Source organism: Intestinimonas massiliensis (ex Afouda et al. 2020) (genome assembly GCF_001244995.1).
Taxonomy (GTDB): Bacteria; Bacillota; Clostridia; order Oscillospirales; family Oscillospiraceae; genus Intestinimonas; species Intestinimonas massiliensis.
On the sequence record NZ_LN869529.1, the window covers coordinates 1,669,057 to 1,691,782 of the forward strand.

Genomic DNA, 22,726 nt, shown 5'->3' on the forward strand with positions numbered 1-22,726 from the left:
ATGCACCTCAAAATGAACCTCATTTTGGGCTGGAAGCGAAGGCGGCCGTGACCTTGGAGATCAAGTCTTTGGGCTGATTATAGGTCAAGTGGGCATAGATGTCCAGGGTGATTTTCGCGTGCTCATGGCCGGCCAGCACCTGAACGGTCTTGACGTCAACGCCAGATAAGAGCAGATTCGTGATGTAGGTATGCCTGAGCTGATGCGGCGTCACCTGGAAGTCCATGCTGTAAATGACGGTCTTGTTGTGAGCGGCCCGCTCTCCAAGCACCGGCGTGACCGTGTGCTTGATTTTCTGGCCTTTGACATATCTGGTGTATGTGCGCTCCTTTGTGCTTCGCACGGTTACATACTTCCAGAGTCGCGCCCACTGGGTACCGGATAGCGGCCCACCGTCCCGGTTGTAAATCACATACTCAGACTGGCTTGCTTCTTTGACGGCCTTTAGGCAGTCCACCAGCTGGGGAGGGATCGGGATGATCCTCTTGGACGCCTTGGTTTTCAGGTCGGTCAATATGACTGGCCTATTGTGCTCAGTGTGCCAGGCCCTGCAGACGGAGATGTGAGGGGCGCTCCCCTCCAGGAAAACGCTATCCCATTGCAGCGCCAGGGCCTCCTCTCGACGGAGCCCCGCATATAGGCAGAGCATGACAAACGGATACGGCGGTAATCCCCGGATGGCATCCAGCAAAATACTGACCTGCTTATCGGTAAGCGCATTTTTCTCCTTTGGGGCCCGCCCTCCCTTGGGGTTGAGGTTTTTACACGGGCTCTCGTCGATGATGCGATTCTCCAGAGCGGAGCCAAAAATCATCTTGTAGAGCATCTGAACGCTGCGGTAGATAGAGGCTGACTTCTCTGCTGCCTTGGAGATCGCCAGCTTAATATCGTCCGGTGTCACCTCGGCCATGTATTTCTCCCCCAGGGGCGCTATGATGTAGATTTTGACCTTGGAGGTGTAGTCAGCCAGTGTAGTGGCTCGGATGTGCGCGGCTTGCATAGTAAGCCACTTCTCGGCATAATCCTTGACGGTAGGGTTTTCCCTGCGGTAGACCTCCTCCTCGATCTGGCGTTGGACGACGGCGATTTTTTCGGTCAGCTCCTCGGGGGTTTGCGCGTAGAGGGCGATGTACTTTCCGTTCGGCCCCTTTATGCGCTTGCGAAATTCTTTCCGGCTCTCTATCCACTCATAAGTCGGTTTCTTGGGCCGAGCCACATTGTCACCCCCTGTTCTTCTACTGATAGACTTGCTTAGATAGATTACAGTACCCAGTTACAGATACAGCTTACAGTTCAGTATGCAGTAACAGATACAGAAACAGTGCGCGCGCGCGAACAGTATAGATACCGTATTGCATACGGTATCGTGCTCGCCAAAAAATCGGTAGCTGAGCAGACGCTGACATCAACTCAAGCTGTCAATTTTCGCATTGAGTGCGTCAACAAGGACACTTTTTTCAGCTTCGGAAAGAACGCTATCGTAGTCAGAGTAATCCACACCAGCTTCGGCGCTTTGGCCGTAGTAGTAATACTGGGTCGTTGTTGCCGTCAGGTCTTTTTGTGGCGACGCGATTATTTGCAGGCTGATTTCAAAATCATCCAGATGTTCACGCTGGACATCTTGGGTGTAAAACATGAAATAGATATTTTCGCTGTTGTAAATGGTCTGGAGCTGAGACATCCGCTCGCCATCAAGAGCATTACCCTCGCTGGAGATATAAGCATTAACTTGAAGTTCCGCCTGGATATCCCCGGAATCCCTGTTCAGCATCCAATACACATCGTCATCGGAAAGGTTAGCCCTATCCACGGTCGCTACGCAATAGCCAGTGTAGCCGTGATCGGCGTAAACTTCACAAAAAGAAACCGCAGACAGTGAAATAGATGCATCTCCACAGGCTATATCCCCGGGCAAAACTTCTATTGTGATAGGGTCTGCCTGCTCTGGTGCAGAGCTACACCCGGAGACAAGGGCGGCGCACAGGACAGGTAATAGCATCATGCGGAGCTTTTTATTCACAAAGACCCCTCCTTGTTGATGAAATTCATCGTATATCTGCGAATAATGTCAAAAGTAATTTTATATCGTTTCCAACAAAAATCTGTTCTCTTTTGCTATAATGACGATACTGCCGGCAGCTACTTTTCGATAAGGAGCTGAAATCAATGAAAGCGACCGAGTGGAAAGAGGTAATTCACATGCTGGGGCAACTGTCGGCCCCTGAAAAGCAGGAGCTGATCACTTTCTTGCGCCGTTTGCAAGATAGCGAATGTAGTTCACCGCCTCTGCCTTCTTGTCATCAGAAAGAGAAATGAGCATATTGATTATTTCCATGTCCAGTCCGCTCCCGCTGCCGGGGGCGGACTTTGCTGCATCCAGCCCAAGCATCGAGTCAAGGCTTTCGCCGAGCTGCTCCGCCAACTGGCAAGCCATGTCCAAAGAAAGCGGGACAGCCCCGTTGATAATGAGCCCCACTTCGTATAAGTCAACGCCAGCTGCGGCCAGATCGGCCTTGTCCCGCGTTTCGATGATGTGGGCCAGCTTCTCCCTAAATTCCTTCGACATCTCGCCGCTGTCCTCATGGCCAGTGAGAAAATCAATATTGACGTTGAAGATGTCGGCCAGGGCCTCCAGCATCTCGTAACTCGGCATCCGCTGCCCGGACTCATACATACCGACCAAGCTTCTGGAAACCTCCATCTTATCGGCCAACTCTTGCTGCGAAAAACCCGCCCTTTTTCTTAGATAGACAAGGGTATCGGAAAATTTACTCACGCAAATCACCTCAATGCAAGGTTATCACGAAATGTGACAAAAGTAAAGAGGAAAAAGAAAAAATGTCACGGAAAGTGTTGACAAGCCCAGCGGCCTGTGGTATGCTCGGTTTGTCACTTGAAGTGACAGCCAAATGAGAAAGGGGGTAGACAAGTATGGACCTTGGGAGACGCCTTAAGGAGCTTCGTGGGGATCGGAGTAGGGACAAGGTGGCTGCGGCCATTGGTATTTCCTCTTCCGCGCTCGGAATGTATGAGTGCAATAAACGAATCCCCCGGGACGATGTCAAGAAAAGGATTGCTGATTACTTCGGTGTGACGATCCAGCAGCTTTTTTTTGAGGATTGATGTCACTTAAAGTGACCGAAAGGAGTTGATGCAATGGGCGCACTGTTGACCCGCAAAGAAGCAGCTGCACGGCTTGGCATTACGGTTATGACGCTGGACGCCGAGCGGAATAGCGGCCACCTTGCCTACATACAGCGAAAGCCCGGCGGGAAGGTTTGGATTACCGAAGAGGCGCTAGCTGAGTATTTGGCCCGCGCGACGCACCCGGCGCGGCCGGACGTAAAGGCGGCTCGGGCATTGCGCCAAGTCAGGCGAGCATAAATGGGAGATGAAAGGAGCTGATATACCCCCATGTATTTCAGAGTGTGCTCCCTCTGCGGTGCGCATCTCGACCCCGGAGAGCGGTGCGACTGCCGGGAGACAGAAAAGAGGCCGCCCCCGCTGCTACGGGAACGACCTCACGAAAATAGAACCAAGCCCAGTCTATCAGCCGGCCAGCTGGAAGTCAAGGGCGACTGGAGGTGCCGCTATGGCCGAGAATGAACTGAGAGCCCTCCGAATTGACCTGGGCCTGCCGGCCAAGGACATGGTGGCCGTCGTCCAGGGGCTCTACCCCAAGTACGACAAGACCATGCAGAGCAAGTGCGAGAACGGCGACGACTACGGAATTTCTATACGGCCGGATGCCATGAAGGCCCTGTATGAGAAATTTGCCCCTGGCGGTACCAAGGTCAGCCGGCGGAAGAAAGACCGCCACCGGCTGACGGGCCGTATCACCTGCCGCCTGGAGGACGCCGATATGGAGGCGTTGCAACAGCGCATGAAAGCCGATGGATATGCCACCGCCCAGGAGCTCATGACCGCCCTGGTGCGCCGGTATCTTGCCGGGGAGGTGGAAGCGTGAACTATGACCTGCCGGATCACCCGGTCGTGCAAAACCTGGAGCGCACCGGCTATCCGGACGGAAAGGAGCCCCGCTGCCCCCGTTGCCCCATCTGCGGCGAGGAGTGCGAAACCGTCTACAAAGACCGATGCGGTGCATACGTCGGCTGCGACGTGTGCATGGAAACCAAGGACGCATGGGAAGTTGAAGACTGCTTCCCTGAAAGGAGCGAAGATGCCTAAATTCTATTTCACCTACGGCACCTAGGGCCAGCCGTTTGTCGGCGGCTGGACGGAGGTCGAGGCCCCGGATGGCCACGCGGCCTGTGCTGCGTTCAGAGCCTACCACCCGGACAAGACCGAGGGCCTCTTGAACTGTTCCAGCGTGTACGACGAGGCTCACTTCAAGCTGACCGAGATGTATCGGCGAGATAATTTTGGCTTCCGGTGCCATGAGCTGATCCAGCTCACCAGAACGGGGGTGTCCCGGTGAAAGGCGTAGTCATCACCACCGCGGACGAAGTCTCTGTTCGGGACTTTGCGGCCCCGCTCAATAAAAGCCTGGGGGCGGTTGTCGGTGGCTACATCGAGCTCGTTCATCCGCAGGGCCTCCAGCCCCCGTACTGCATGATCGTCAACGAAGAGGGGCTGCTCAAAGACCTCCCGCTCAACCGGGCCGGGTCGCTCCTCTACGGGACGCAGTTCCACGGCTCGCCCATCGTGGGAGACATCGTCATCATGGCCGAGAGATGGACGCCGGATGGCCGGGACATCGTCGGCATCCCCGAAGACCGCGCCGAGAAGGTGGCGCAGGAACTTATTAAAGCATTCAAGCTGAAAGGAGCAGAACAATGATTAGAAATCCCAACGAAATCCAGGAGGGCACCAAGAAGATTCGTATGCTGATTGCCGGCTACCCTGGCATCGGTAAGTCTACACTGGCCCTGTCCGCCCCCCGTCCCCTGCACATTGACGTGGACTTCGGCATCGACCGCATCGAGCCCCGGTACCGCAAGCCCTACATCCAGCCCAAGAGCTACGACGAGATCCTGGAGGACCTGACCCCCCTCAACGTCAAGGACTTCGACACGCTGGTCTTTGACACCGGCGGGAAGCTCATTTCCCTCATGTCTCAGTGGGCCATCAAGAAAGACGTCAAGTATGGCCAGCGGGACGGCTCCCTCTCCCTCAAGGGATACGGCTTCATCGGCCGCGAGTTCCAGCGCCTCATGGATTACTGCTTCTACGAGCTGGACAAGCACATCGTCGTGGTGTTCCACGCCATCGAGGAGAAGGACGGGGACAACACCCGGCTACGCATCAAGGTCGAGGGCCAGACCAAGAACAACGTCTGGGAGCCGATGGACCTGGGCGGCTTCGTGGAGATCCAGGGCAACAACCGCACCATCGGCTTCTCCAACTGCGAGCGGTACTTCGCCAAGGGCACCCGGGGCATTCACGGCGTTTGGCAGGTCCCCGAGCTGGGCCCGGATAAGCCCAACGACTTCCTGACCCGGCTCTTTGCCCAGTACAACGCGCTCTCCGCCGCAGAAGTGGCTCAGAACGCAGAGGAGCAGGAAGCCTACGAGGCGGCTATGGCCAAGGGGCGGAAAATCGTCGCTGGTATCACCGATGCCGACAGTGCCAACGCCGCCATGTCCAAAATCAAGGCCGTCAACCACGCCTTGACCTCCAAGAAAGAAGTCAACGCGGCTTTCAACGCCAAAATCAAGGAGCTCGGGCTGTTCTACGACAAGGTGCTGAAAAAGTACACCCCAGCGCCGGCGGAGGGAGAAAAGGGGGCGGAGTAAATGGCCCGGTATCTGATGACCCACTCTCTGCTGTCGTCCTGGCTCTACGCCATGAAGGAAAACCCCTACGAGGACGCCAGTACCGAGCGGGACCCCTATGCCGAGTTCCTCCAGGTGCTCCGGCGGGAGCCGACCCCCACCACCGAGGCCATGCAGAAGGGCATCGACTTCGAGGACCTGGTGACTGACATCGTGAACGGCGCCGGCGACACTCAAAATCGCTGGTATGACGCCGCGCAAAAGGTCGCCGGGTATGTCCGGGGTGGCATTCTCCAGTACAAGGCCCGCCGGATCATCACCGTCCGGGACACTGAGCTGGTGCTGTATGGCCGGCTGGATTGCCTCAAGGCTGGCGACATCAAGGACATCAAATTCTCCAGCAGCTACGACCGGGGCAAGTATTTCAGCAGCACCCAGCACCCTACCTACTTCGAGATCGTCCCGGAGGCCAAGTCTTTCACCTACCTGGTGAGCAACGGCTCCGAGGTCTGGACGGAGCGGTACTACCGCGAGGAGACGCCCAGCATCATCCCCACCATTTCAGACTTTCTGGAATGGCTGGATGCCCTGGAGCTGGCCCCGCTCTACAAAGAAAAATGGCTGGCCCTATGAGGGGGCGGCTGGTCGACCTGACCATCGGGCTCAACCGCAAGCAGCGCATCACCGTGGAGGTCGACCGGGATTACCGCGAGGACTATGAGCGGCTGAAAGACGCCGAGCTGGACATCGAAATCAAGAAGTACCGGGAGAAACGCTCCAAATCCGCCAACGCCTATTTCCATGTGCTGGTGAACAAGATCGCCGCCGAGCGCGGCGGCAGCGACGAAGCTACCAAAGCCTCCCTCGTCGTGGAGTATGGGGCGCTGGCCAAGGACGCCGACGGGCTGACGGTGGGCTTCAAGCTCCCCGCCTCCGTGGATGTGTCCACCATCTACCCCTATGTGAAATGCTTTGACACCCGCGTGGAGAACGGCAAGATGTTCAAATGCTACCTGGTCTACAAGCAGACGCACCTCATGGACAGCAAGGAAATGGCCCGGCTGATTGACGGTGCCATCGAGGTAGCCAAGGAGCTGGGCATCGAGACGGACACCCCGGAGCAGCTGGCCCGGTACAAGGAGGACTGGAATAAGGAATGAGAAAAGTTTACTGCGACTACTGCGGCTGTCAGGCTGAGTATGTGGACAGCAAGGTCGTCTACGGCAAGAGCTACGGCATGATGTACCTCTGCCGGAATTGCATGGCCTACGTCGGTGTTCACAAGGGCACCGACAAGCCCCTGGGCCGGCTGGCCAACGCGGAGCTCCGCTACTGGAAGAAGCGGGCCCACGCCGTTTTCGACCCCCTGTGGCAGCGGGGGCGTTTCCGCGGCCACCGCAACGCGGCTTATGGATGGCTGGCCCAGAAGATGGGCTTGCCCGTGGAGCAGACCCATATCGGGATGTTCGATGTGGCGCAGTGTCGCAAGGCCATTCATATCATCGAGAACGAAACGAGAGGAGGAAGTTCACATGGATGAAAAGAGAAGCCCCGAGGAGCTGCTGGCGCAGCTGTGCCTGGAGCCCGGCTTCGTGCTGGTGCCGCAGGATCGCTTTGAGGAGCTGGTGCGGGCTGAGGCGGAGCGCGACGTCCTGGAGGCCACGATCCTGGGCGAAAACAAGTATGCCGTTGGCACCGTTTTGGATGCCATCAAGAAGGCCCGGAACAAGGTGCTCCTGGGCAAACCGGAGGTGGAGGGCGATGCTCAATAGAATCATCATCATGGGTCGGCTGACCCGTGATCCAGAGCTTCGCCGCACCCAGAGCGGCACGGCCGTCGCCTCCTTCTCCCTGGCGGTCGACCGCGACTTCAAGAACCAGAATGGGGAGAAAGAGACGGACTTCATCGACGTGGTAGCATGGCGAAACTCCGCCGAGTTTGTATCCCGGTACTTTACAAAGGGCCGCATGGCTGTGGTGGAGGGGCGGCTGCAGATCCGCCCCTGGCAGGACCGGGACGGAAACAAGCGCCGCTCGGCCGAGGTCGTCGCCGACAACGTGTATTTCGGGGATTCCAAGAAAGACGGGGACGGAGGTGGCGGCTACCAGGGCGGCTACCCGCAGGACGCCTACGGCGGCGGGTATGGCGGAGGCTATGCGCCGCCCCCGGCTGGGCGGTCTGGCCCGCCGGCCGGAGGCTATCCGCCATCCAACTACGGCGGCGGAGACTTCACGGAGCTGGGCGATGACGATGACGGGGAGCTCCCGTTCTGACCCGTGCGGGCCGTCCCTTCGGGCGGCGGCCCGCTTCCCATAAAGGGGGGTGATTTCAATGGCAAGGTACAGAAATGTGAGCACCTCGTTCTGGGAGGACAACAAAATCGTTGATGATTTCACCCCGGAAGATAAGTACATCTACCTTTACTGCATGACAAATCCGCATACCAACCTTTGCGGCTGCTATGAGATCAGCCTGAAGCAGATTGCGTATGAGACGGGTTACAACACCGACTCGGTGGAGCGATTGCTGAAGCGCCTGGACAGGACCCATGAGGTTATTCGATACTCCGCGCCGACCAAAGAACTCCTGATTATCAACTGGGACAAGTACAACTGGTCACGGTCGGAGAAGCTGGACAAGCCCCTTTTGGCAGAAATCAGCGCCATAAAATGCAGTGATTTCCGTAGGTTTCTGGCCGAAAAGTACAACCGGCGTGAGACGGTGACGGTGCCTTACGATTATCGGGTGGAGCGAAGAATTCCATCTTCATCATATCCAGAAAGCGACACCGGCGCAGCGTCGTCCGGCGGTGCGGAAGCTCCCCCGGAAAGGCAGGTGCGCCACAAGCGCGGCCAATACGGATGGGTGCGCCTCACCGATGAGGAGATGGACCGCCTCACCCGTGACTTGGGGCCGGACGAATTGACCCGATGCATCACCTACGTCGACGAAGCCGCCCAGACCACAGGCAATAAGAACAAGTGGAAGGACTGGAACCTCGTCATCAGGAAGTGCAGCAAGGGACGCTGGGGACTTGAAAGGGCGCCGGCTTCTGCGGGCGGTACGCGGAAAAGCACATCCCAGGGCGCTGTGGAGGATCTGCGAGAGCTCCACGAGCTATTCGGCGAGGGGTGATGACGTGACCAAGAAGGAAATGACGGAGATTTTTAGTGTCATGCTCCTTGCGTGGCCCAACGCTGAAATGTTCAAGGGTGGCGTCGCCAAGCTGGGGCCGACCATCGAACTCTGGGCAGCCTGCCTCTCCGATGTGGACTTCTGGACCGGCCAGCAAGCAGTTATCCGATTGTGCCGGGCCTGCAAATTCCCGCCCTCTATCGCAGAGTTCAAAGAGCAAGCTGATGCCGTAGGCGTGGACGTTCAAAGCCGCATCGACCGCGCCTGGAACGATGTCAAATGGTCCCGGCTCCTGGAAGAGTCCCCAGAAGAGTGGTATCAACGATTACCGCCGGGGAGCGATATCAAGGCCGTGGTCAATGCCCTGGGCGGCCCCGGGGGGCTTGTGTCCAAGGACGGAAAGCGCTGGAACTACTACGAGTTCCGGGATGTGTACGAAAAGCTGATACGAAAAGAAGTGCCCGGGGCGGTGGCGCAGCTGACCTCCGGGAAAAAGAAGGAGTTGAGTCCATGAGAACGAGAAAAAGCTACCGCCGCCGGGCCTGGGCGCAGCGTATCGTACTGGCGCTGCTCCTGGCGGTCGTTGCAACGCTGGTAATTGCCCGTATCGAGGCGGAGCCGGTGGCGGGCGAGGTATCTACCACCCCGGAGGCAACGCCCCAGGAAACGGCTGTATTGCGGCCGGAGCCTACCTATGTCGTAGGGGTCGTCCCGACCCCGGAGCCGATGCCGAAGGTGGTGGCACGATATGCGGATGTCTCCATGACCGAGGCTGAGCGCGACGAGTTGGCGGCGATCATCTACCTGGAGGCCCGCGGAGAGCCGGCCGAGGGACAGCAGGCGGTGGCCGAAGTCGTTTTGAACAGAGCGGTTTCCTCGGACTTCCCGGACAGCGTGAGCGAGGTGCTGCACCAGGGGGAGGGTACTGCGGTGCCGCAGTTCTCCACCATCGGCCTCCTGTCCGCGGCCGAGCCGGGGCAGGCCCAGTATGACGCCATCGACGCGGCGCTATATGGCCCGTCCATCCTGCCGGTCGACGTGGTGTTCTTCTCCCGGAGCGGAGAGAATGACCGGGTGTGGGGCGAGATCGGCGGCCATGTGTTCTGTTACGCCTATGTCTGGGAGTGAGCTTATGAGAAAAAAGAAATTCCGAACAATCTGCGGAACTGCAGCCTGGGCCGGATTATTCCTCATGCTTGGAGCTGCAGGCGGCAGCGACACCGGCACCCTTGACTTCCCTGAAATCCTTTGGATGACGCTCCTGGGACTCGGGCTTTTCGCCGGCGGGTGCTATCTGGGAGGCTACATCGAATGACCAAGGAAAAGGACCCCCTCCGCCAGCTGATGGGAAAAATCAGCAAGGCCAAGGGAAAACACTTCGAGGAACGCCTGGACGCCTCCTTTGCCTACTACCGTGACCGGGGGTACGCCATCATCGAAAAGACTCCTGAGCCCATGCGCCCGACAAAGAACCTGGGCAACGGAAAGTTCATCGCTTTCTTTGAGAAGAAAGCGCAGCCCGACTATAAGGGCGTCATCAAGGGCGGCCGCACCGTCATGTTTGAGGCAAAGTTCACGGCAAAGGAGCGGATGGAGCAGGACCGCGTGGAACGGGAGCAGGGCGAGTACCTGGACCGGCACGAGCGCCTTGGGGCGCGGTGCTATGTTCTGGCCGGCTTTGGCTCCGGCGAGGTCTACCGCATCCCCTGGGCCATCTGGCGCAGCATGAAAGAGCATTTTGGCCGAAAGTATGTCATTGAGGCCGACCTGGAGCAATACCGAGTACATACGGCGTGGAACGCCACGCTGCAGCTGCTCGACTGAAAGAAAGGAGATTACCATGAGCGAGATTTCTATGTACGAGGCCCAAAAGAAGAAGCTGCAGGGCCTATGCGACGAGCATGACCTTGTTTTCCGCTTCATCAAAGACCGCTATCCCATCACCCTCACCATCAAGCCCGTGCAGGGCATGGACGCACAGATTTCCATGCTGGAGAATGTCGAGGAGGTCGGCTATCGGAGCCCGGACGCCTCCATGACCTGGATCTTCGAGGACGGGGTGCTGGAGACGAAGGTCACCGGTGGCACCTTCACCATCAGCAAGACCCTCCGGGGGAAAATCGAGAATGTCCTGGTGAAGATGATCGCCTACTGGCAGCAGTACTTCTTCCGGGACGTGATGGAGAAGAACGCCCTGCGCCCCGGCGTAATGCCTGTCATCGACGAGGACGAGGCCGACGACAGCGAGGCCCCGCCCGTGCCGGAGGGTGCGGAGCCCCTGGAGGAATACGAGGACGACGGCGAGATCCCCGGGGGCGAGGAGCTCGACGAGAATGACCCGGACATCCAAGAGGCTACCCGCATCGTCCGGGGCGAGAACAAGGCTACCACGGCCCTCTTACAGCGGCGCATGAATATAGGCTATGCCAAGGCCGCCCGCCTCCTGGATGCCTTGGAGAATCTGGGCGTGGTCGGCCCCTACAACGGCTCCGACCCGCGAGAGGTGCTTCCCAGCGACCTCCCCGATGACGATGACAGCGAGGAGGGCGAGAGCGATGATGAGGCGTGAGGACTACAAGGCCGTGAAGCACATGGACAAGACCCAAATGGAGAAATATCTCCAGACGGTCTACCAGCGCGGCTTCGATGCGGGCGTCAAGTCCGTCATCGCCAAGACCAAGGCCGCCATCCAGGCGAAGGCCGTCGGCGGCGCGCCGGAAGCGGAGGGGTAAGTCATGGGAAAGGCCATCCGTCTCCGTGGTGAGTGCCAAAAGAATATCGTCAAGTTGCTGGACGGCTTGTGCGGCCGCTACTCCAGGTGGGAAGTGTGGCAGGACTTCATCATCATGTCCGCCATCAGCATTGCGAACGTCCTGGGCGGCCCTCACCGGGAGGCCCGGGAGCGGGAGTACACGAATCACGCCTCCCGGTATTCCCTGAAGGAGCTGGAGGTATTCGCGCAGATGCTGGCGGAGGTAGCCATGGAAATGGAGCGAGAGCCCGACCAAGACCTCCTCGGGGAGCTTTTTATGGCCCTCGGCCTCAGCAACGAGTGGAAGGGTCAGTTCTTCACCCCGTACTCCGTGTGCCGGGCGATGTCCACCATGACCTACGGTGACGATTTCAAGGCGCGCATCGAGCAGAAGGGATGGGTGGCCGTCAATGATCCGGCCTGCGGGGCAGGGGCCCTGCTGATTGCCTTTGCAAACGAGTGCCGCCGCCCTGGCCACGACATCAACTTCCAGACGTCGGTGCTGTTCGTGGCCCAAGACATCGACTTCCTGGCAGGGATGATGTGCTATATCCAGCTGAGCCTCATGGGCTGCCCTGGGTATGTGGTCATAGACGACAGTATCTCCCACCCCATAACAGGGATTGATCCTCATGGGCTCATTCCTCGCGACGGACCAAACGTCTGGTACACGCCCATGTACTTCCGGGACGTTTGGCACTGGCGCCGGCTGTGGGTGCAGATGGATCGCGTATTGTTCACGGCGGCTCCGAAAGGCCAGGCGGAAACGCTGGCCCCGGAGCCGCCAGGCACAAATGGGCCTACATTGTCCGAGGGCAAGGGCGGCCAGCTGACACTGTTTTGATGGGAGGGGAGAAAATGCGCGTATCGCCGCCGCTTGGGAAAAGGACATGGACGGCGGAGGAAGAAAACTACCTCCGGGAGAGCTGGGGTACCGTGACGGTCGATGGAATCTGCCGCCACTTGAACCGCACAAAAAACGCTATCATGGTAAGGGTAAACCGGCTGGGGCTTCCGCCCTACCTGGAGAGTGGAGAATACATCACCCTGCACCAACTGTCACGCGCACTTGGCTTCGGGGCATCATCGGATAAGTATTTCATGAAAAGCTGGGTGGAAAACCGGGGCTTCCCCCTGCACTACAAGCGGCGGGGAGCATCGACGATCCGTGTGGTCTACCTGGGTGAATTCTGGGCGTGGGCCGAGAAAAACCGCTCTTTCCTGGATTTCTCCAAAATGGAGCCCCTGGCACTGGGGGAGGAACCAGACTGGCTGCCGGGGCAGCGCCGAAAAGATTATGAGGCCTATGCGCTTCAGAGAAAGGACGCATGGACACCGACAGAGGACTCCCGCCTAAAAATGCTGGTCAGCCTGCACAAGTATTCGTGGGCCGAAATTTCCGACATGATGCACCGCTCCCATGGAGCGATTTCCCGCCGTTGCCGCGACCTTGGTATCAAAGACCGGCCTGTGGCTATGGAGTTGACCGGGAAGCGCGGGACATGGTCACCGGAGGACTTTGAGGCACTGGTTGACGGTATTCGCAATGGCGACAGCTACGCCGCCATCGGGAAGGCCGTAGGCCGGTCGGAGAAATGTGTCCGCTCCAAGGTCTACAACGACTACCTGACCGAAAACATGGACAAGGTGCGTGAAATGCTCGGCGACGGACCCTGGGGATCCGGAGCCCCGGAGATGGACGTCAAGCACGGCTTCTATATCTCGCGCACCAGACAGCAGGTCCGGCGCGACCTCTCCACGCTGGCGGCACTGCTCCGCAAGAGGATGAACGACCTCGGGTATGACCCCTACTGGCAGCGGTTTATGTGCATGAACTGGGATGACTTCGACGGATGCGCCGCCGGGTGCAAGGACTGCGATTCCTGCACAGAGTTCCGCCGCATACCCCCGCAATACTGCGCCCGCTGCGGGGCTACCTTCTATGAGCGCAAGGAAAATCGCTTCTGCTTGGCCTGCCGCACGGCCAGGAAGAAACAGGCTCAGCGCCGGTGGTGCCGCATGAACGGATATACCCGAAAGGAGGTGTGAGATGTTCTTCCTGGAGAGAAAAGAGCCGGTCGCCATGTCGAATGTCCTCGGCAACACCAGCCAGCCGGTCCATACATACCGATGGAAAGCGATATACACCTGCCCGGAGCGGTGGCCCTTGGAGGCGCTTCTCCGGCACATGGACCCCGAGACGCACCGTATCACATCAAATTCCCCGGCCGAGGGATAAGCCGGCCACGAAAGGAGCTTGTATGAAAAAATCAATCAATGACCGCTGCCCACTGCAGGTCGAGTGCGAGCGGAAAAAATGTGAGTATGTCCGAAAGGAGTTGGAGTGCCCATACTACTCAGCGAACGCCCGCAAAGGCTACTACATCGACGACCAGGAGGAGATCCGTGACCGGCGGGATCGGGAGCGGATGGACGAAGCCCTCCTTGCTTCGCTGGGCGACGATGACGATGACGACACCTCCGACGGCGGCCTGGTCTACATCCCCGTCGAACAACTTTATCCTCACCCCGACAACCCCCGGAAAGACCTGGGCGACCTGACCGAGCTGGCCGACAGCATCAAGGCCAACGGTGTCCTCCAGAATTTGACCGTTGTCCCCCGCACCGTGACCGGGGAAATCACGGGAGAAACCTGGCAGAAGGGCTATACCGTGGTCATCGGCCACCGCCGGCTCGCAGCCTCGAAGCTGGCCGGGCTGAAAGAGCTGCCCTGCGTCATCACCGATATGGACCTTCGGAGCCAGGTGCAGACCATGCTCATGGAGAACATTCAGCGGGCCGACCTCACCCTTTACGAGCAGGCCCAGGGCTTCCAGATGATGCTCGACCTGGGGGACAGCATTGACGAGATCGCCCGGAAGTCCGGCTTCTCCCAGACGACCGTGCGGCGCAGGGTGAAGCTACTGGAGCTCGACCAGGAGAAATTCAAGGCTTCCGTGAGTCGTGGTGCCAACCTCATGGATTACATGGAGCTGGACAAGATCGACGACCCGGAGCTGAAGAATGAGGTCCTGGAGGCCATCGGCACCAACAACTTCCGGCAGAAGCTGGCCAGCGCCATCGAGACAGAGAAAAGCCGCAAGCTCATCGCGGAGCGGGTGCAGGCCCTTTCCGCCTTTGCGACTCAGGTTGAGAAGGTGGACCACTCCACCATGCGGTATGTGCGGAATTACGGCACCTGGAACAAGAAAGACGAGGTGACGCGCCCCGATGACGCGGACACCGTAGCTTACTTCTTCTGTGTGGGAATGCACCAGGTAGACCTTTATCGCCAGATCGTTGAGGAGCCGGAGGACACAGAGGCGGCGGCCCAGGCGGAGCGAATCAAGGCAGAGCTGGAGCGCCGGCACGCAGAGCTTGAAACTATCTCCAGGGCAGCATACCAGGCCCGATACGCATTCATCAAGGACTTTTCGGCGGCGAAAAAGAACGTGGCGACTGTCTGCCGGTTTGTTGCTGGGATGCTCCTCCGGGGCCACGATGATCCCGACGACGCCATGATGTCCGAGCTCTTGGGCATTGGCATTGATACCGAGAACGATGAAATCGACATCCCGGCCTTTGATGAACGGTCGAAAGAAAGCCCGGAATACGCTCTTCTGGCTACCGCCTACGCGTCCTTTGACGACGAGAGAGTAAATTATTTCTGGTGGCGCTGGGACTCCGCGAAGCACAGCATGGCCTGCGCCTACCAGGAAAACGAAAGCCTGGACTTCCTGTATAAGATTCTCACCGAGCTCGGATATGAGATGTCCGACGAAGAAAAAGCCCTCCAGGACGGCACCCATGAGCTGTTCCAGGAGGTGGACGGATGAAGGCCCTCACCATTTGGCAGCCCTGGGCCTCACTGCTGGTGTCCGGCCAGAAGAAATACGAAACCCGGAGCTGGGCCACCGCCTACCGAGGCCCCATAGCCATTCACGCCGCCATGCGGCCGGTGCGTCGAACTATCGACGCGCTGGCCGCCGACAAGGAAGGGAGCGGGTGGAATGTGCTGGAGCGGCTGGACGGCCTCTTCATCCGGCCTGGGGCGCTTGACCAGTTACCTACCGGGGCCATCGTCGGAAAGGCGATTCTGACCCGTTGCAATCTGATTACAGAGGACTTCCGGGCGAAGCTGTCGCCCCAGGAGTTGGACCTGGGTGACTTTTCGATTGGCCGGTATGCGTGGGAGTTTCATGTGATGGTCCCAGTGGACCCGCCGGTGAAAGCCTCCGGGAGGCAAGGACTCTGGACTTGGGAGGGAAGCCTGGAATGAAGAAAAAGCGAGCGAGATCCCAGCCGGTATCGGGGCGCACCGCCCCGGCGCCGGCGCCGGCGACCGGCGGCCGCGTCCAGGTGGGCGATGTAGTCTACCGCAAGCCCATCTCTTTTTCGGATAGCGACGCCAAGAACGCCCAGACGATGCGCGGGACGGTGGTCTGGGTACACCCGGCCGGCCGCTTCCATGTGGTCGAATTTGAGAAGGGTGTTCGGGAAAGCTTCATGGGGGTAAAAGGTTGAATGCTGTAATCAAATACCCTGGAGCAAAGTGGTCACTGGCCGAATGGATAATTGGACACTTTCCGCCGCACCACAGCTATTTGGAGCCCTTCTTTGGGAGCGGAGCAGTACTGTTCACAAAACAGAGGTCCAACATAGAGACGGTGAATGACCTGGATGGGAATGTAGTCAATTTATTTAACTGGATTAGAAACGACCCGGAGCGGCTGGCCCGTGCGATTTATTGGACGCCCTACGCCAGAGATGTTTACGACCGCGCGTGGGCCGCGCAACACACAGAAACTGACCCATTTCAGCGCGCAGTAGACTTTTATGTCAGAATGATGATGGGACATGGTTTCCGCACAACCGGCGAAAAAGTGGGGTGGAAAAACGACGTGCAGGGCCGCGAGGCCGCCTACGCTGCAGGTTACTGGTGCAAAACGCCGGAGGTTGTCTATCAAGCCGCAGAGCGACTTCGGGGCGTTCAAATCGAAAACAGGCCGGCCGTAGAGCTGATACGCCGGTTCAATTTTCCAAATGTGCTGATTTACGCCGATCCTCCTTATCTACTGGAGACACGGCACGGAAAGCAATATCGGTGCGAGATGTCCAAAAAAGACCACGTTGACCTACTGGATGCTCTAAAAGCGCATCGCGGGCCGGTAATCCTCTCCGGATATGAAAGCGACCTCTACGACGATGCGCTGACAGGCTGGTACCGAGATGAAGCAACAGCCATTGCCCAGACCGCGACGAAACGAAAGGAAGTCCTGTGGATGAACTTTGAACCACAAGGAATCCAAGAAAGAATGTTTTAAGAGATGGGGGCACCTATGTTGATTATCACCATTGAGGTCAATGCCAGGCCCGGACAGGCCATCGGTATCAAGGAGGATCTGGCTCTCTACCTGGAGCGGTACGGGGACGCCCGGGTGGTCTCCGTTGAAGAAGCTCCGCAAAGGCAGATGGAACAGATGATGATAGGGGGAGGTGTGCACCGTGAGGAAAAGCGTGTGTCGAGGGTGCGGCGCTGAGATCATTTGGGTGAAAACCGAGTCGGGAAAGAGTATGCCGTGCAATCCGCGACTGGTTCCGTTCTGGGCCAGACCCGGGGCTCCGGGAAAGGTCGTTACCATGCGAGGAAAGGTGATGAGCTGCGACTTCGCCGGAGAAAGGGATCAACTGACGGATTTCGGCTATGTGTCCCATTTCAGCACCTGCCCGCAGGCGGGGAAGTTCAAGCGCAAGTGACCAAAACAGGGGGTGAGCCAATATGACGCTACAAGAGTTGTCCCAGTACTATAAGTTGCGCGAGCGGCTGAAAAGGGACGAAGAAATCCTGCAATCCCTACGAGCCGCGGCTTGCCCCGGAGCGCAGAATTTGAGCGGGATGCCACACGCGCCGGGCGTTCGGGACAAGGTGGGCGACCTGGCTGTTGAGATCGCCGATATGACGGAACGAATCCGGTATCTCAAAGAGGAGATCGACCGGGCAGAGGCGGCCGTCACAGAATTTGTGGAGAATATCGAGAACGACCAGACGCGGATGATTTTCAGGCTCCGCTTCCTCCGCTGCCTGACTTGGGGAGAGGTCGCGGCCGTCATCGGTGGGCGCAATACCGAAGATGGCGTGAAGTCAGCCTGCTACCGATACCTCTCTTCCTGAGAAGTTGCAACGGCATGACGCGGCGCGACGCTTGCAAACGCCCCGTACATACGATATGCTTAAACTCGTAAAATCCTATCAAGCCAGGCGGCCCTTCTTCGGAGGGGCCGCCATTCTTTTGGGAAAGGAGGTTGAGGCCGCCGCGTTACTCCTTGCGCGTCGGTCATGCGCCGGGCTTCGTGTTCGCCAGCACGGGCAGCGGCGACGCCAAAAAAGGAGAAAAGCAAAATGTTCGGAATCATTGTCCTGGCCGTCTATGCGGCGCTGATGATCGGCGTCACGCTGATTTTCACCCGTAGGGCGACCAGCTCAGAGAGCTTTCATGTGGCAGACCGGCGAATCTGTGCTCCCGTCGCAGCTATGAGTATCGCTGCGACCTGGATCTGGGCGCCGTCTCTGTTCACGTCATCGGAAATGGCGTACACAAAAGGCGTTCCAGGAATGTTTTGGTTCCTGGTGCCGAATGTGCTGTGCCTCATCATCTTCATTCCCTTTGCCAAGAAGATCCGCCGCCAATACCCGGAGGGCATCACCCTCACCGGCTACATGGCCGAGCGGTACCGCTCCCCGAGGGTAAAGGGCGTCTACTCCTTCCAGCTGGGCGCGCTGGCCGTCCTCTCGACGGCCGTGCAGCTGCTCGCCGGCGGGAAGACGCTGGCCCTCCTCACGGGCCTGCCCTTCTGGAGCATGACGCTGGCCCTGGCCGCCATCGCCTATTCCTACTCCCGCTTCTCCGGTATCAAGGCGTCGGTGGCCACGGACGTCGTCCAGCTGGGCATCATCCTCTTGGGCGGTGCGCTCCTGGTATCCCTGGGCCTCCGGCTGACCGGCGGCCTGGAGACAGTGCGGGCCGGGCTGGGCTCTGTCAGCGGGGAGTACACCTCCCTGACCTCGGCCTCCGGCGTCGAGGTGCTGCTGAGCTTCGGCCTCCCAACGGCGGTCGGCCTCATCTCTGGTCCGTTCGGCGACCAGTGCTTTTGGCAGCGGGCCTTCTCCATCCGGGAGGACCGCATCGGCCGCTCGTTCTTCGTCGCGGCGCTGCTGTTCGCCCTTGTCCCCATCGCCATGGGCACGGTAGGCTTCCTGGCCGCCGGCTCCGGCTTCCAGGCGGCAGACGCCGGCATGGTGAACTTCGAGTTTGTCATGTCGCTGCTCCCGGCCTGGGTGCTGGTGCCCTTCCTGTTCATGGTCATCTCCGGCTTGCTCTCCACGGTGGACAGCAACCTGTGCGCCGCGGCGTCCCTCACGACAGACTGGATGACCGGCGAGGGGGCCGACAACATCCGCGCCTCCCGGCGCGTCATGCTGGCCCTGCTGCTGGTGAGCATTCTGATCGCCAACATCCCGGGGCTGACCGTGACGCACCTGTTCCTGTTCTACGGCACCCTGCGGGCCTCCACGCTGCTCCCCACGGTGATGACGCTGCTGGGGAAGAAGCTCTCCGCCGGCGGCGTGTTCGCCGGCGTCCTCACCGCGCTGTGCGTCGGGCTCCCCATCTTTGCCTACGGCAACATCGCGGGCATTCCGGCCCTCAAAACGGCCGGCAGCCTGACGACCGTGCTGTCGAGCGGCGTCGTGGCCGTCATCGCCTCCAGAAAGGCGGTGAGGACATGAGCCTGGGTAGGAAACAACGCATCACCAATGAAGCCTGGCTGGAGGCCGTTGCAACCGTCGAGAGCGCGGTTTCCGAGGCGGCCCTGGGCGAACTTGTGGCCGCGACCATCGAGGACATCAAGGCCAAGACAGCGGGCAAAAAGGCGGCCTATGCCTGGAGCGGTGGTAAGGACAGTATTGTCCTTGGCAAGCTCTGCGAGGCCGCCGGCGTGGTCGACAGCATGATCGGCGTGTGCGACCTGGAGTACCCGGCCTTTGCCGCTTGGATCGAGGCCAATAAGCCGGAGGGCTGCGAGGTCATCAACACGCACCAGGGGCTCGACTGGCTGGCCAGACACCCGGAGATGCTGTTCCCGCAGAACTCGGCCGCGGCCGGCCGGTGGTTTTCCATCGTGCAACACCGGGCCCAGCGCATCTATGCCAAGGCCCACGGCCTCGACCTCATCATCCTGGGCCGCCGCCGTGCGGACGGGAACTATGTGGGTCGCGGCACCAACATCTACACCGACGGCAAGGGCGTCACCCGCTTCAGCCCGCTCGCGGCCTGGAGCCATGAGCACGTCCTGGCCTATATCCATTACCACCAGCTCCCGCTCCCGCCCATCTACGGGTGGAAGAACGGCTACCTCTGCGGTACGCACCCCTGGCCCGCCCGGCAGTGGACGGGCGGCACCGAAAACGGCTGGCGCGAAATCTACGACATCGACCCCTCCATCGTCATTGAGGCGGCGGAGAAGATCGAGAGCGCCCGGGCCTTCCTGAAGGGGGTGCGGGCATGAACGTGACGAGAAAGCTCCTGTCCGAGCTCCGGCGCCCGGAGCGGAACGTCCGGATGCACACCGACAAGCAGCTGAAAGAGTTCCGGCGCTCCATTGAGATGTTCGGCCAGATCCGCCCCATCGTGGTGGACGAGGACGGCGTCATCCTGGCTGGCAACGGTCTGTATGAAACGCTCCTCTCCATGGGCCGCACCGAGGCAGACTGCTACGTCGTGACCGGCCTGACCGAAGCCCAGAAGAAAAAGCTGATGCTGGCAGACAACCGAGTGTTCGACCTGGGCGTGGATGACCTGTCCGCGCTGGATGCTTTTGTCCTGGAGTTGAAGGACGACCTGGACATCCCCGGCTATGAGGAAGACCTGCTCCGGGCGATGGTCATGGAGGCGGACGAGGCCGCCGATACCCTCAGTGAGTACGGCACCATCGACGAGGAGCGCATCGAGGAGATCCGCGACGCCCGGGAGCGCACCGAGGCCCGGGAGGAAGCGGCCGCGAGGAACGCCGAGGAGTATGTCCCGCCGGCGGCTGGAACACAGCCTCAGGAGGAAGGACCGGCGCGCCGGTTCATCCTCTGCCCGAAATGCGGTGAGCGGATATGGCTGTGAAGCGTGTTGCGTCCAACGTGGACATTGTGACCGCCGCCCGTCAGCGCATCAAAAATGTGTTCTCCAACGGCGTCCCAGTCTATATGTCGTTCTCTGGCGGAAAGGACAGCCTGTGCCTGGCCGACCTCACCTTGAAACTGATCCAGGCCGGGGAGATCGACCCGGCCCAGCTGACCGTCCTCTTCATCGACGAGGAGGCCATCTTCGACTGCATCGAGGAAACGACCAAGGCCTGGCGCAAGAAGTTCCTGCTGGCCGGCGCCAAGTTCCAGTGGTGGTGCATCGAGGTCAAGCATTTCAACTGCCTCAACGAGCTCTCCAGCGACGAGACATTCGTCTGCTGGGACCGCCGCAAGCGGGATGTCTGGGTGCGGCAGCCGCCGCCCTTTGCCATCCGCAACCATCCTCTGCTCAAGCCCAGGGTGGACAACTATCAATCCTTCCTGCCCCGCGTCACCCGGGACGGCATTATGATGACCGGCGTCCGGGCGGCCGAATCCGTCCAGCGCCTCCAGTACATGGCGGCTCTGGGCGTGGGCGGTAAGGGGATCACCAACACCAACACCATCTACCCGATCTACGACTGGAAGACCACCGACGTGTGGCTCTACCTTCGCAACGAGCGGGTGGAGATCCCCAAGGTCTATCTGCAGATGTACCAGGTCGGGGTCAATCGCAACCAGCTGCGGGTTTCGCAATTCTTCTCTGTCGATACTGTCCCCGTCCTGGTACATCTTGCGGAGTATGACCCCGCTCTGATGGAGCGCGTGCTCCGCCGTGAGCCCAACGCCTACCTTGCCATGCTCTACTGGGACAGTGAAATGTTCCACCGCACGACGCGGAAGCGCCGGGAGCTGGAGGGCAAGGACACGAAGGACTACCGCGCGCTCCTGAAAGAGATGCTGTTCGAGCGCCCCGCCGATTTCTTCAACACTCCGCACAAGCGCGAGATCGCCAAGCAGTACCGCAAGCTCTTTATCCGCATGGACGGCATGGCCCGCCCCCGGGACTACCGGAAGATGTACGAAGGGCTGGTGGCCGGCGACCCCAAGCTCCGCACCCTGCGGGCGATCTACCAGGATATTTCCTGCGCCTACGCAGCCTACGCCAAGTCCTTCCGGAAGGGAGGTGAAGCGAATGGCTGATGTGGACCTGTTCGCCCCTCTGTCCTCCCTGCAGTGGGTGGACCGCGACCAGCTCAAGCCCAACGACTACAACCCCAACAAGGTCAACCGGGAGAACTTGAAGCTGCTGGTGCAGTCCATCCTCACCAACGGCTGGACGCTGCCCATCGTGGTGCGCCCTGACTACACCATCATCGACGGCTTCCACCGCTGGACGGTGGCCGGAGAGGAGCCCCTGCACACGAAGCTGGGCGGCAAGGTGCCCGTGGTGATCGTGCGGCACGACGACCAGACCGAGGACATCTACGGCACCGTCACCCACAACCGCGCCCGTGGCACACACCTGCTGGAGCCTATGAAGGCCATCGTCAAGCGCCTGCTGGCTGACGGGAAAAGCGTGCAGGAAATCGGGAAGCAGCTGGGCATGAGGCCCGAGGAGGTATTCCGCCTGTCTGATTTCTCACGCGATGACTTCCTCTCGATGATGACGAAAGGCGTACATGGGTACAGCAAAGCAGAGCTGCTGACCAAGTACTGAGGCATACCCCATGCCCCCATACACCAGGCATAGCCCAGGACAGGGCCATACAAGGCGTGAGAGCCGCGTATGTGTTCTGCCCTGGGCGTTCTCATGCCGAGGCGTGAAGGGGTGTTGCAAGCCCTGGAAATGGGCATTGAGGCCGACGATGAAAAGCGCGGCAAGGTACTGTGACGGCCCCTCCCCAAAGGGTGCGGGCTCGCCGACCCCAAAAAACGATTAGTTAGTGCGCGAGAAAAGGGTAACTTTAATTGAAATCTTGTATGAAATT

The 22,726-nt window shown here is 59.4% G+C and carries 36 protein-coding genes; 33 read left to right on the plus strand and 3 right to left on the minus strand.

What is annotated here, in order from left to right; translation table 11 throughout:
* Positions 1-19: 19 nt before the first annotated feature.
* The 3 genes from BN2154_RS11900 to BN2154_RS11910 all read right to left on the minus strand — a co-directional run bounded on the left by BN2154_RS11900 (position 20) and on the right by BN2154_RS11910 (position 2,776).
* Positions 20-1,216 (minus strand): tyrosine-type recombinase/integrase, encoded by a 1,197-nt coding sequence (locus BN2154_RS11900; RefSeq protein ID WP_050618977.1) that lies wholly within the window; start codon positions 1,214-1,216, stop codon positions 20-22.
* A 189-nt stretch (positions 1,217-1,405) separates the two neighbouring features.
* A complete protein-coding gene (locus BN2154_RS11905) occupies positions 1,406-2,020 on the minus strand; it encodes a hypothetical protein (protein ID WP_050618978.1) in 615 nt (204 codons plus the stop codon).
* Between the two features lie 219 nt (positions 2,021-2,239).
* Complete coding sequence (locus BN2154_RS11910) at positions 2,240-2,776, minus strand: helix-turn-helix domain-containing protein (protein WP_050618979.1); 537 nt, start codon at positions 2,774-2,776, stop codon at positions 2,240-2,242.
* A 155-nt stretch (positions 2,777-2,931) separates the two neighbouring features.
* On the opposite strand from BN2154_RS11910, the gene BN2154_RS11915 reads away from it, so the two are divergent.
* The 33 genes from BN2154_RS11915 (at position 2,932) to BN2154_RS12065 (ending at position 22,455) form a co-directional block, all read left to right on the plus strand.
* Positions 2,932-3,123: a helix-turn-helix transcriptional regulator gene (locus tag BN2154_RS11915; protein WP_050618980.1), complete on the plus strand. Its 192-nt coding sequence runs from the start codon at positions 2,932-2,934 to the stop codon at positions 3,121-3,123.
* Positions 3,124-3,156: 33 nt separating this feature from the next.
* Positions 3,157-3,384, plus strand: a complete 228-nt coding sequence (locus BN2154_RS16360; RefSeq protein WP_050618981.1) for a helix-turn-helix domain-containing protein — start codon at positions 3,157-3,159, stop codon at positions 3,382-3,384.
* 208 nt (positions 3,385-3,592) lie between these two features.
* The gene (locus tag BN2154_RS11925) at positions 3,593-3,967 is read left to right on the plus strand and encodes a hypothetical protein (protein WP_050618982.1); all 375 of its coding nucleotides are present in this window, start codon (positions 3,593-3,595) and stop codon (positions 3,965-3,967) included.
* Positions 3,964-4,188, plus strand: a complete 225-nt coding sequence (locus BN2154_RS11930) for a hypothetical protein (protein ID WP_050618983.1) — start codon at positions 3,964-3,966, stop codon at positions 4,186-4,188. The genes BN2154_RS11925 and BN2154_RS11930 overlap by 4 nt, the downstream gene beginning before the upstream one ends.
* A gap of 127 nt (positions 4,189-4,315) precedes the next feature.
* Positions 4,316-4,438 carry a hypothetical protein gene (locus tag BN2154_RS16485; RefSeq protein WP_278320021.1) on the plus strand — a complete coding sequence of 41 codons (123 nt, stop codon included), beginning with the start codon at positions 4,316-4,318 and terminating at the stop codon, positions 4,436-4,438.
* Positions 4,435-4,800 carry a DUF3846 domain-containing protein gene (locus tag BN2154_RS11935; protein ID WP_050618984.1) on the plus strand — a complete coding sequence of 122 codons (366 nt, stop codon included), beginning with the start codon at positions 4,435-4,437 and terminating at the stop codon, positions 4,798-4,800. Before BN2154_RS16485 ends, BN2154_RS11935 begins: the two co-directional genes overlap by 4 nt.
* The gene (locus tag BN2154_RS11940) at positions 4,797-5,756 is read left to right on the plus strand and encodes an ATP-binding protein (protein ID WP_050618985.1); all 960 of its coding nucleotides are present in this window, start codon (positions 4,797-4,799) and stop codon (positions 5,754-5,756) included. The genes BN2154_RS11935 and BN2154_RS11940 overlap by 4 nt, the downstream gene beginning before the upstream one ends.
* A complete protein-coding gene (locus tag BN2154_RS11945; RefSeq protein WP_050618986.1) occupies positions 5,757-6,368 on the plus strand; it encodes a hypothetical protein in 612 nt (203 codons plus the stop codon).
* Positions 6,365-6,895 carry a hypothetical protein gene (locus BN2154_RS11950; RefSeq protein WP_050618987.1) on the plus strand — a complete coding sequence of 177 codons (531 nt, stop codon included), beginning with the start codon at positions 6,365-6,367 and terminating at the stop codon, positions 6,893-6,895. The genes BN2154_RS11945 and BN2154_RS11950 overlap by 4 nt, the downstream gene beginning before the upstream one ends.
* Positions 6,892-7,275 carry a zinc-finger-containing protein gene (locus tag BN2154_RS11955; protein ID WP_050618988.1) on the plus strand — a complete coding sequence of 128 codons (384 nt, stop codon included), beginning with the start codon at positions 6,892-6,894 and terminating at the stop codon, positions 7,273-7,275. Before BN2154_RS11950 ends, BN2154_RS11955 begins: the two co-directional genes overlap by 4 nt.
* Positions 7,268-7,507, plus strand: a complete 240-nt coding sequence (locus BN2154_RS11960; protein WP_050618989.1) for a hypothetical protein — start codon at positions 7,268-7,270, stop codon at positions 7,505-7,507. The genes BN2154_RS11955 and BN2154_RS11960 overlap by 8 nt, the downstream gene beginning before the upstream one ends.
* Positions 7,497-8,009, plus strand: a complete 513-nt coding sequence (locus BN2154_RS11965) for a single-stranded DNA-binding protein (protein ID WP_050618990.1) — start codon at positions 7,497-7,499, stop codon at positions 8,007-8,009. Before BN2154_RS11960 ends, BN2154_RS11965 begins: the two co-directional genes overlap by 11 nt.
* Before the next feature lie 58 nt (positions 8,010-8,067).
* Positions 8,068-8,871, plus strand: a complete 804-nt coding sequence (locus BN2154_RS11970) for a hypothetical protein (protein ID WP_050618991.1) — start codon at positions 8,068-8,070, stop codon at positions 8,869-8,871.
* A 4-nt stretch (positions 8,872-8,875) separates the two neighbouring features.
* Entirely contained in the window at positions 8,876-9,385 is a 510-nt protein-coding gene (locus tag BN2154_RS11975; protein WP_154666692.1) for a replicative helicase loader/inhibitor, read from the plus strand.
* Positions 9,382-9,999 carry a cell wall hydrolase gene (locus BN2154_RS11980; RefSeq protein WP_050618993.1) on the plus strand — a complete coding sequence of 206 codons (618 nt, stop codon included), beginning with the start codon at positions 9,382-9,384 and terminating at the stop codon, positions 9,997-9,999. The genes BN2154_RS11975 and BN2154_RS11980 overlap by 4 nt, the downstream gene beginning before the upstream one ends.
* Positions 10,000-10,003: 4 nt before the next feature.
* A complete protein-coding gene (locus BN2154_RS11985) occupies positions 10,004-10,186 on the plus strand; it encodes a hypothetical protein (RefSeq protein ID WP_050618994.1) in 183 nt (60 codons plus the stop codon).
* Positions 10,183-10,695 carry a Holliday junction resolvase RecU gene (locus BN2154_RS11990; protein ID WP_050618995.1) on the plus strand — a complete coding sequence of 171 codons (513 nt, stop codon included), beginning with the start codon at positions 10,183-10,185 and terminating at the stop codon, positions 10,693-10,695. The genes BN2154_RS11985 and BN2154_RS11990 overlap by 4 nt, the downstream gene beginning before the upstream one ends.
* A gap of 16 nt (positions 10,696-10,711) precedes the next feature.
* Positions 10,712-11,440 (plus strand): DNA translocase FtsK, encoded by a 729-nt coding sequence (locus BN2154_RS16490; RefSeq protein WP_050618996.1) that lies wholly within the window; start codon positions 10,712-10,714, stop codon positions 11,438-11,440.
* A complete protein-coding gene (locus BN2154_RS15845) occupies positions 11,427-11,603 on the plus strand; it encodes a hypothetical protein (RefSeq protein WP_154666693.1) in 177 nt (58 codons plus the stop codon). The genes BN2154_RS16490 and BN2154_RS15845 overlap by 14 nt, the downstream gene beginning before the upstream one ends.
* Positions 11,604-11,606: 3 nt before the next feature.
* Entirely contained in the window at positions 11,607-12,467 is an 861-nt protein-coding gene (locus tag BN2154_RS12000; protein ID WP_050618997.1) for an N-6 DNA methylase, read from the plus strand.
* A 14-nt stretch (positions 12,468-12,481) separates the two neighbouring features.
* Positions 12,482-13,672 carry a Myb-like DNA-binding domain-containing protein gene (locus BN2154_RS12005; protein WP_094762504.1) on the plus strand — a complete coding sequence of 397 codons (1,191 nt, stop codon included), beginning with the start codon at positions 12,482-12,484 and terminating at the stop codon, positions 13,670-13,672.
* 1 nt (position 13,673) lies between these two features.
* Positions 13,674-13,862, plus strand: a complete 189-nt coding sequence (locus tag BN2154_RS12010; protein WP_050618999.1) for a hypothetical protein — start codon at positions 13,674-13,676, stop codon at positions 13,860-13,862.
* A gap of 22 nt (positions 13,863-13,884) precedes the next feature.
* Positions 13,885-15,459 carry a ParB/RepB/Spo0J family partition protein gene (locus BN2154_RS12015; RefSeq protein ID WP_050619000.1) on the plus strand — a complete coding sequence of 525 codons (1,575 nt, stop codon included), beginning with the start codon at positions 13,885-13,887 and terminating at the stop codon, positions 15,457-15,459.
* Positions 15,456-15,902 carry an ASCH domain-containing protein gene (locus BN2154_RS12020; RefSeq protein WP_050619001.1) on the plus strand — a complete coding sequence of 149 codons (447 nt, stop codon included), beginning with the start codon at positions 15,456-15,458 and terminating at the stop codon, positions 15,900-15,902. Before BN2154_RS12015 ends, BN2154_RS12020 begins: the two co-directional genes overlap by 4 nt.
* Positions 15,899-16,147 carry a hypothetical protein gene (locus BN2154_RS12025; protein WP_050619002.1) on the plus strand — a complete coding sequence of 83 codons (249 nt, stop codon included), beginning with the start codon at positions 15,899-15,901 and terminating at the stop codon, positions 16,145-16,147. The genes BN2154_RS12020 and BN2154_RS12025 overlap by 4 nt, the downstream gene beginning before the upstream one ends.
* Positions 16,144-16,947, plus strand: a complete 804-nt coding sequence (locus tag BN2154_RS12030; protein WP_050619003.1) for a DNA adenine methylase — start codon at positions 16,144-16,146, stop codon at positions 16,945-16,947. Before BN2154_RS12025 ends, BN2154_RS12030 begins: the two co-directional genes overlap by 4 nt.
* Positions 16,948-16,962: 15 nt before the next feature.
* Positions 16,963-17,163, plus strand: a complete 201-nt coding sequence (locus tag BN2154_RS12035; protein ID WP_050619004.1) for a hypothetical protein — start codon at positions 16,963-16,965, stop codon at positions 17,161-17,163.
* Positions 17,164-17,402: 239 nt separating this feature from the next.
* On the plus strand, positions 17,403-17,795 hold the full coding sequence (locus tag BN2154_RS12040; RefSeq protein ID WP_050619005.1) for a hypothetical protein: 393 nt from the start codon (positions 17,403-17,405) through the stop codon (positions 17,793-17,795).
* Between the two features lie 228 nt (positions 17,796-18,023).
* Complete coding sequence (locus BN2154_RS12045; RefSeq protein ID WP_050619006.1) at positions 18,024-19,409, plus strand: sodium:solute symporter family protein; 1,386 nt, start codon at positions 18,024-18,026, stop codon at positions 19,407-19,409.
* Complete coding sequence (locus tag BN2154_RS12050) at positions 19,406-20,188, plus strand: phosphoadenosine phosphosulfate reductase domain-containing protein (RefSeq protein WP_050619007.1); 783 nt, start codon at positions 19,406-19,408, stop codon at positions 20,186-20,188. The genes BN2154_RS12045 and BN2154_RS12050 overlap by 4 nt, the downstream gene beginning before the upstream one ends.
* The gene (locus BN2154_RS12055; protein WP_050619008.1) at positions 20,185-20,793 is read left to right on the plus strand and encodes a ParB/Srx family N-terminal domain-containing protein; all 609 of its coding nucleotides are present in this window, start codon (positions 20,185-20,187) and stop codon (positions 20,791-20,793) included. The genes BN2154_RS12050 and BN2154_RS12055 overlap by 4 nt, the downstream gene beginning before the upstream one ends.
* Complete coding sequence (locus BN2154_RS12060) at positions 20,784-21,938, plus strand: phosphoadenosine phosphosulfate reductase domain-containing protein (RefSeq protein WP_050619009.1); 1,155 nt, start codon at positions 20,784-20,786, stop codon at positions 21,936-21,938. The genes BN2154_RS12055 and BN2154_RS12060 overlap by 10 nt, the downstream gene beginning before the upstream one ends.
* A complete protein-coding gene (locus tag BN2154_RS12065; RefSeq protein ID WP_050619010.1) occupies positions 21,931-22,455 on the plus strand; it encodes an IbrB-like domain-containing protein in 525 nt (174 codons plus the stop codon). Before BN2154_RS12060 ends, BN2154_RS12065 begins: the two co-directional genes overlap by 8 nt.
* Positions 22,456-22,726: the final 271 nt, after the last annotated feature.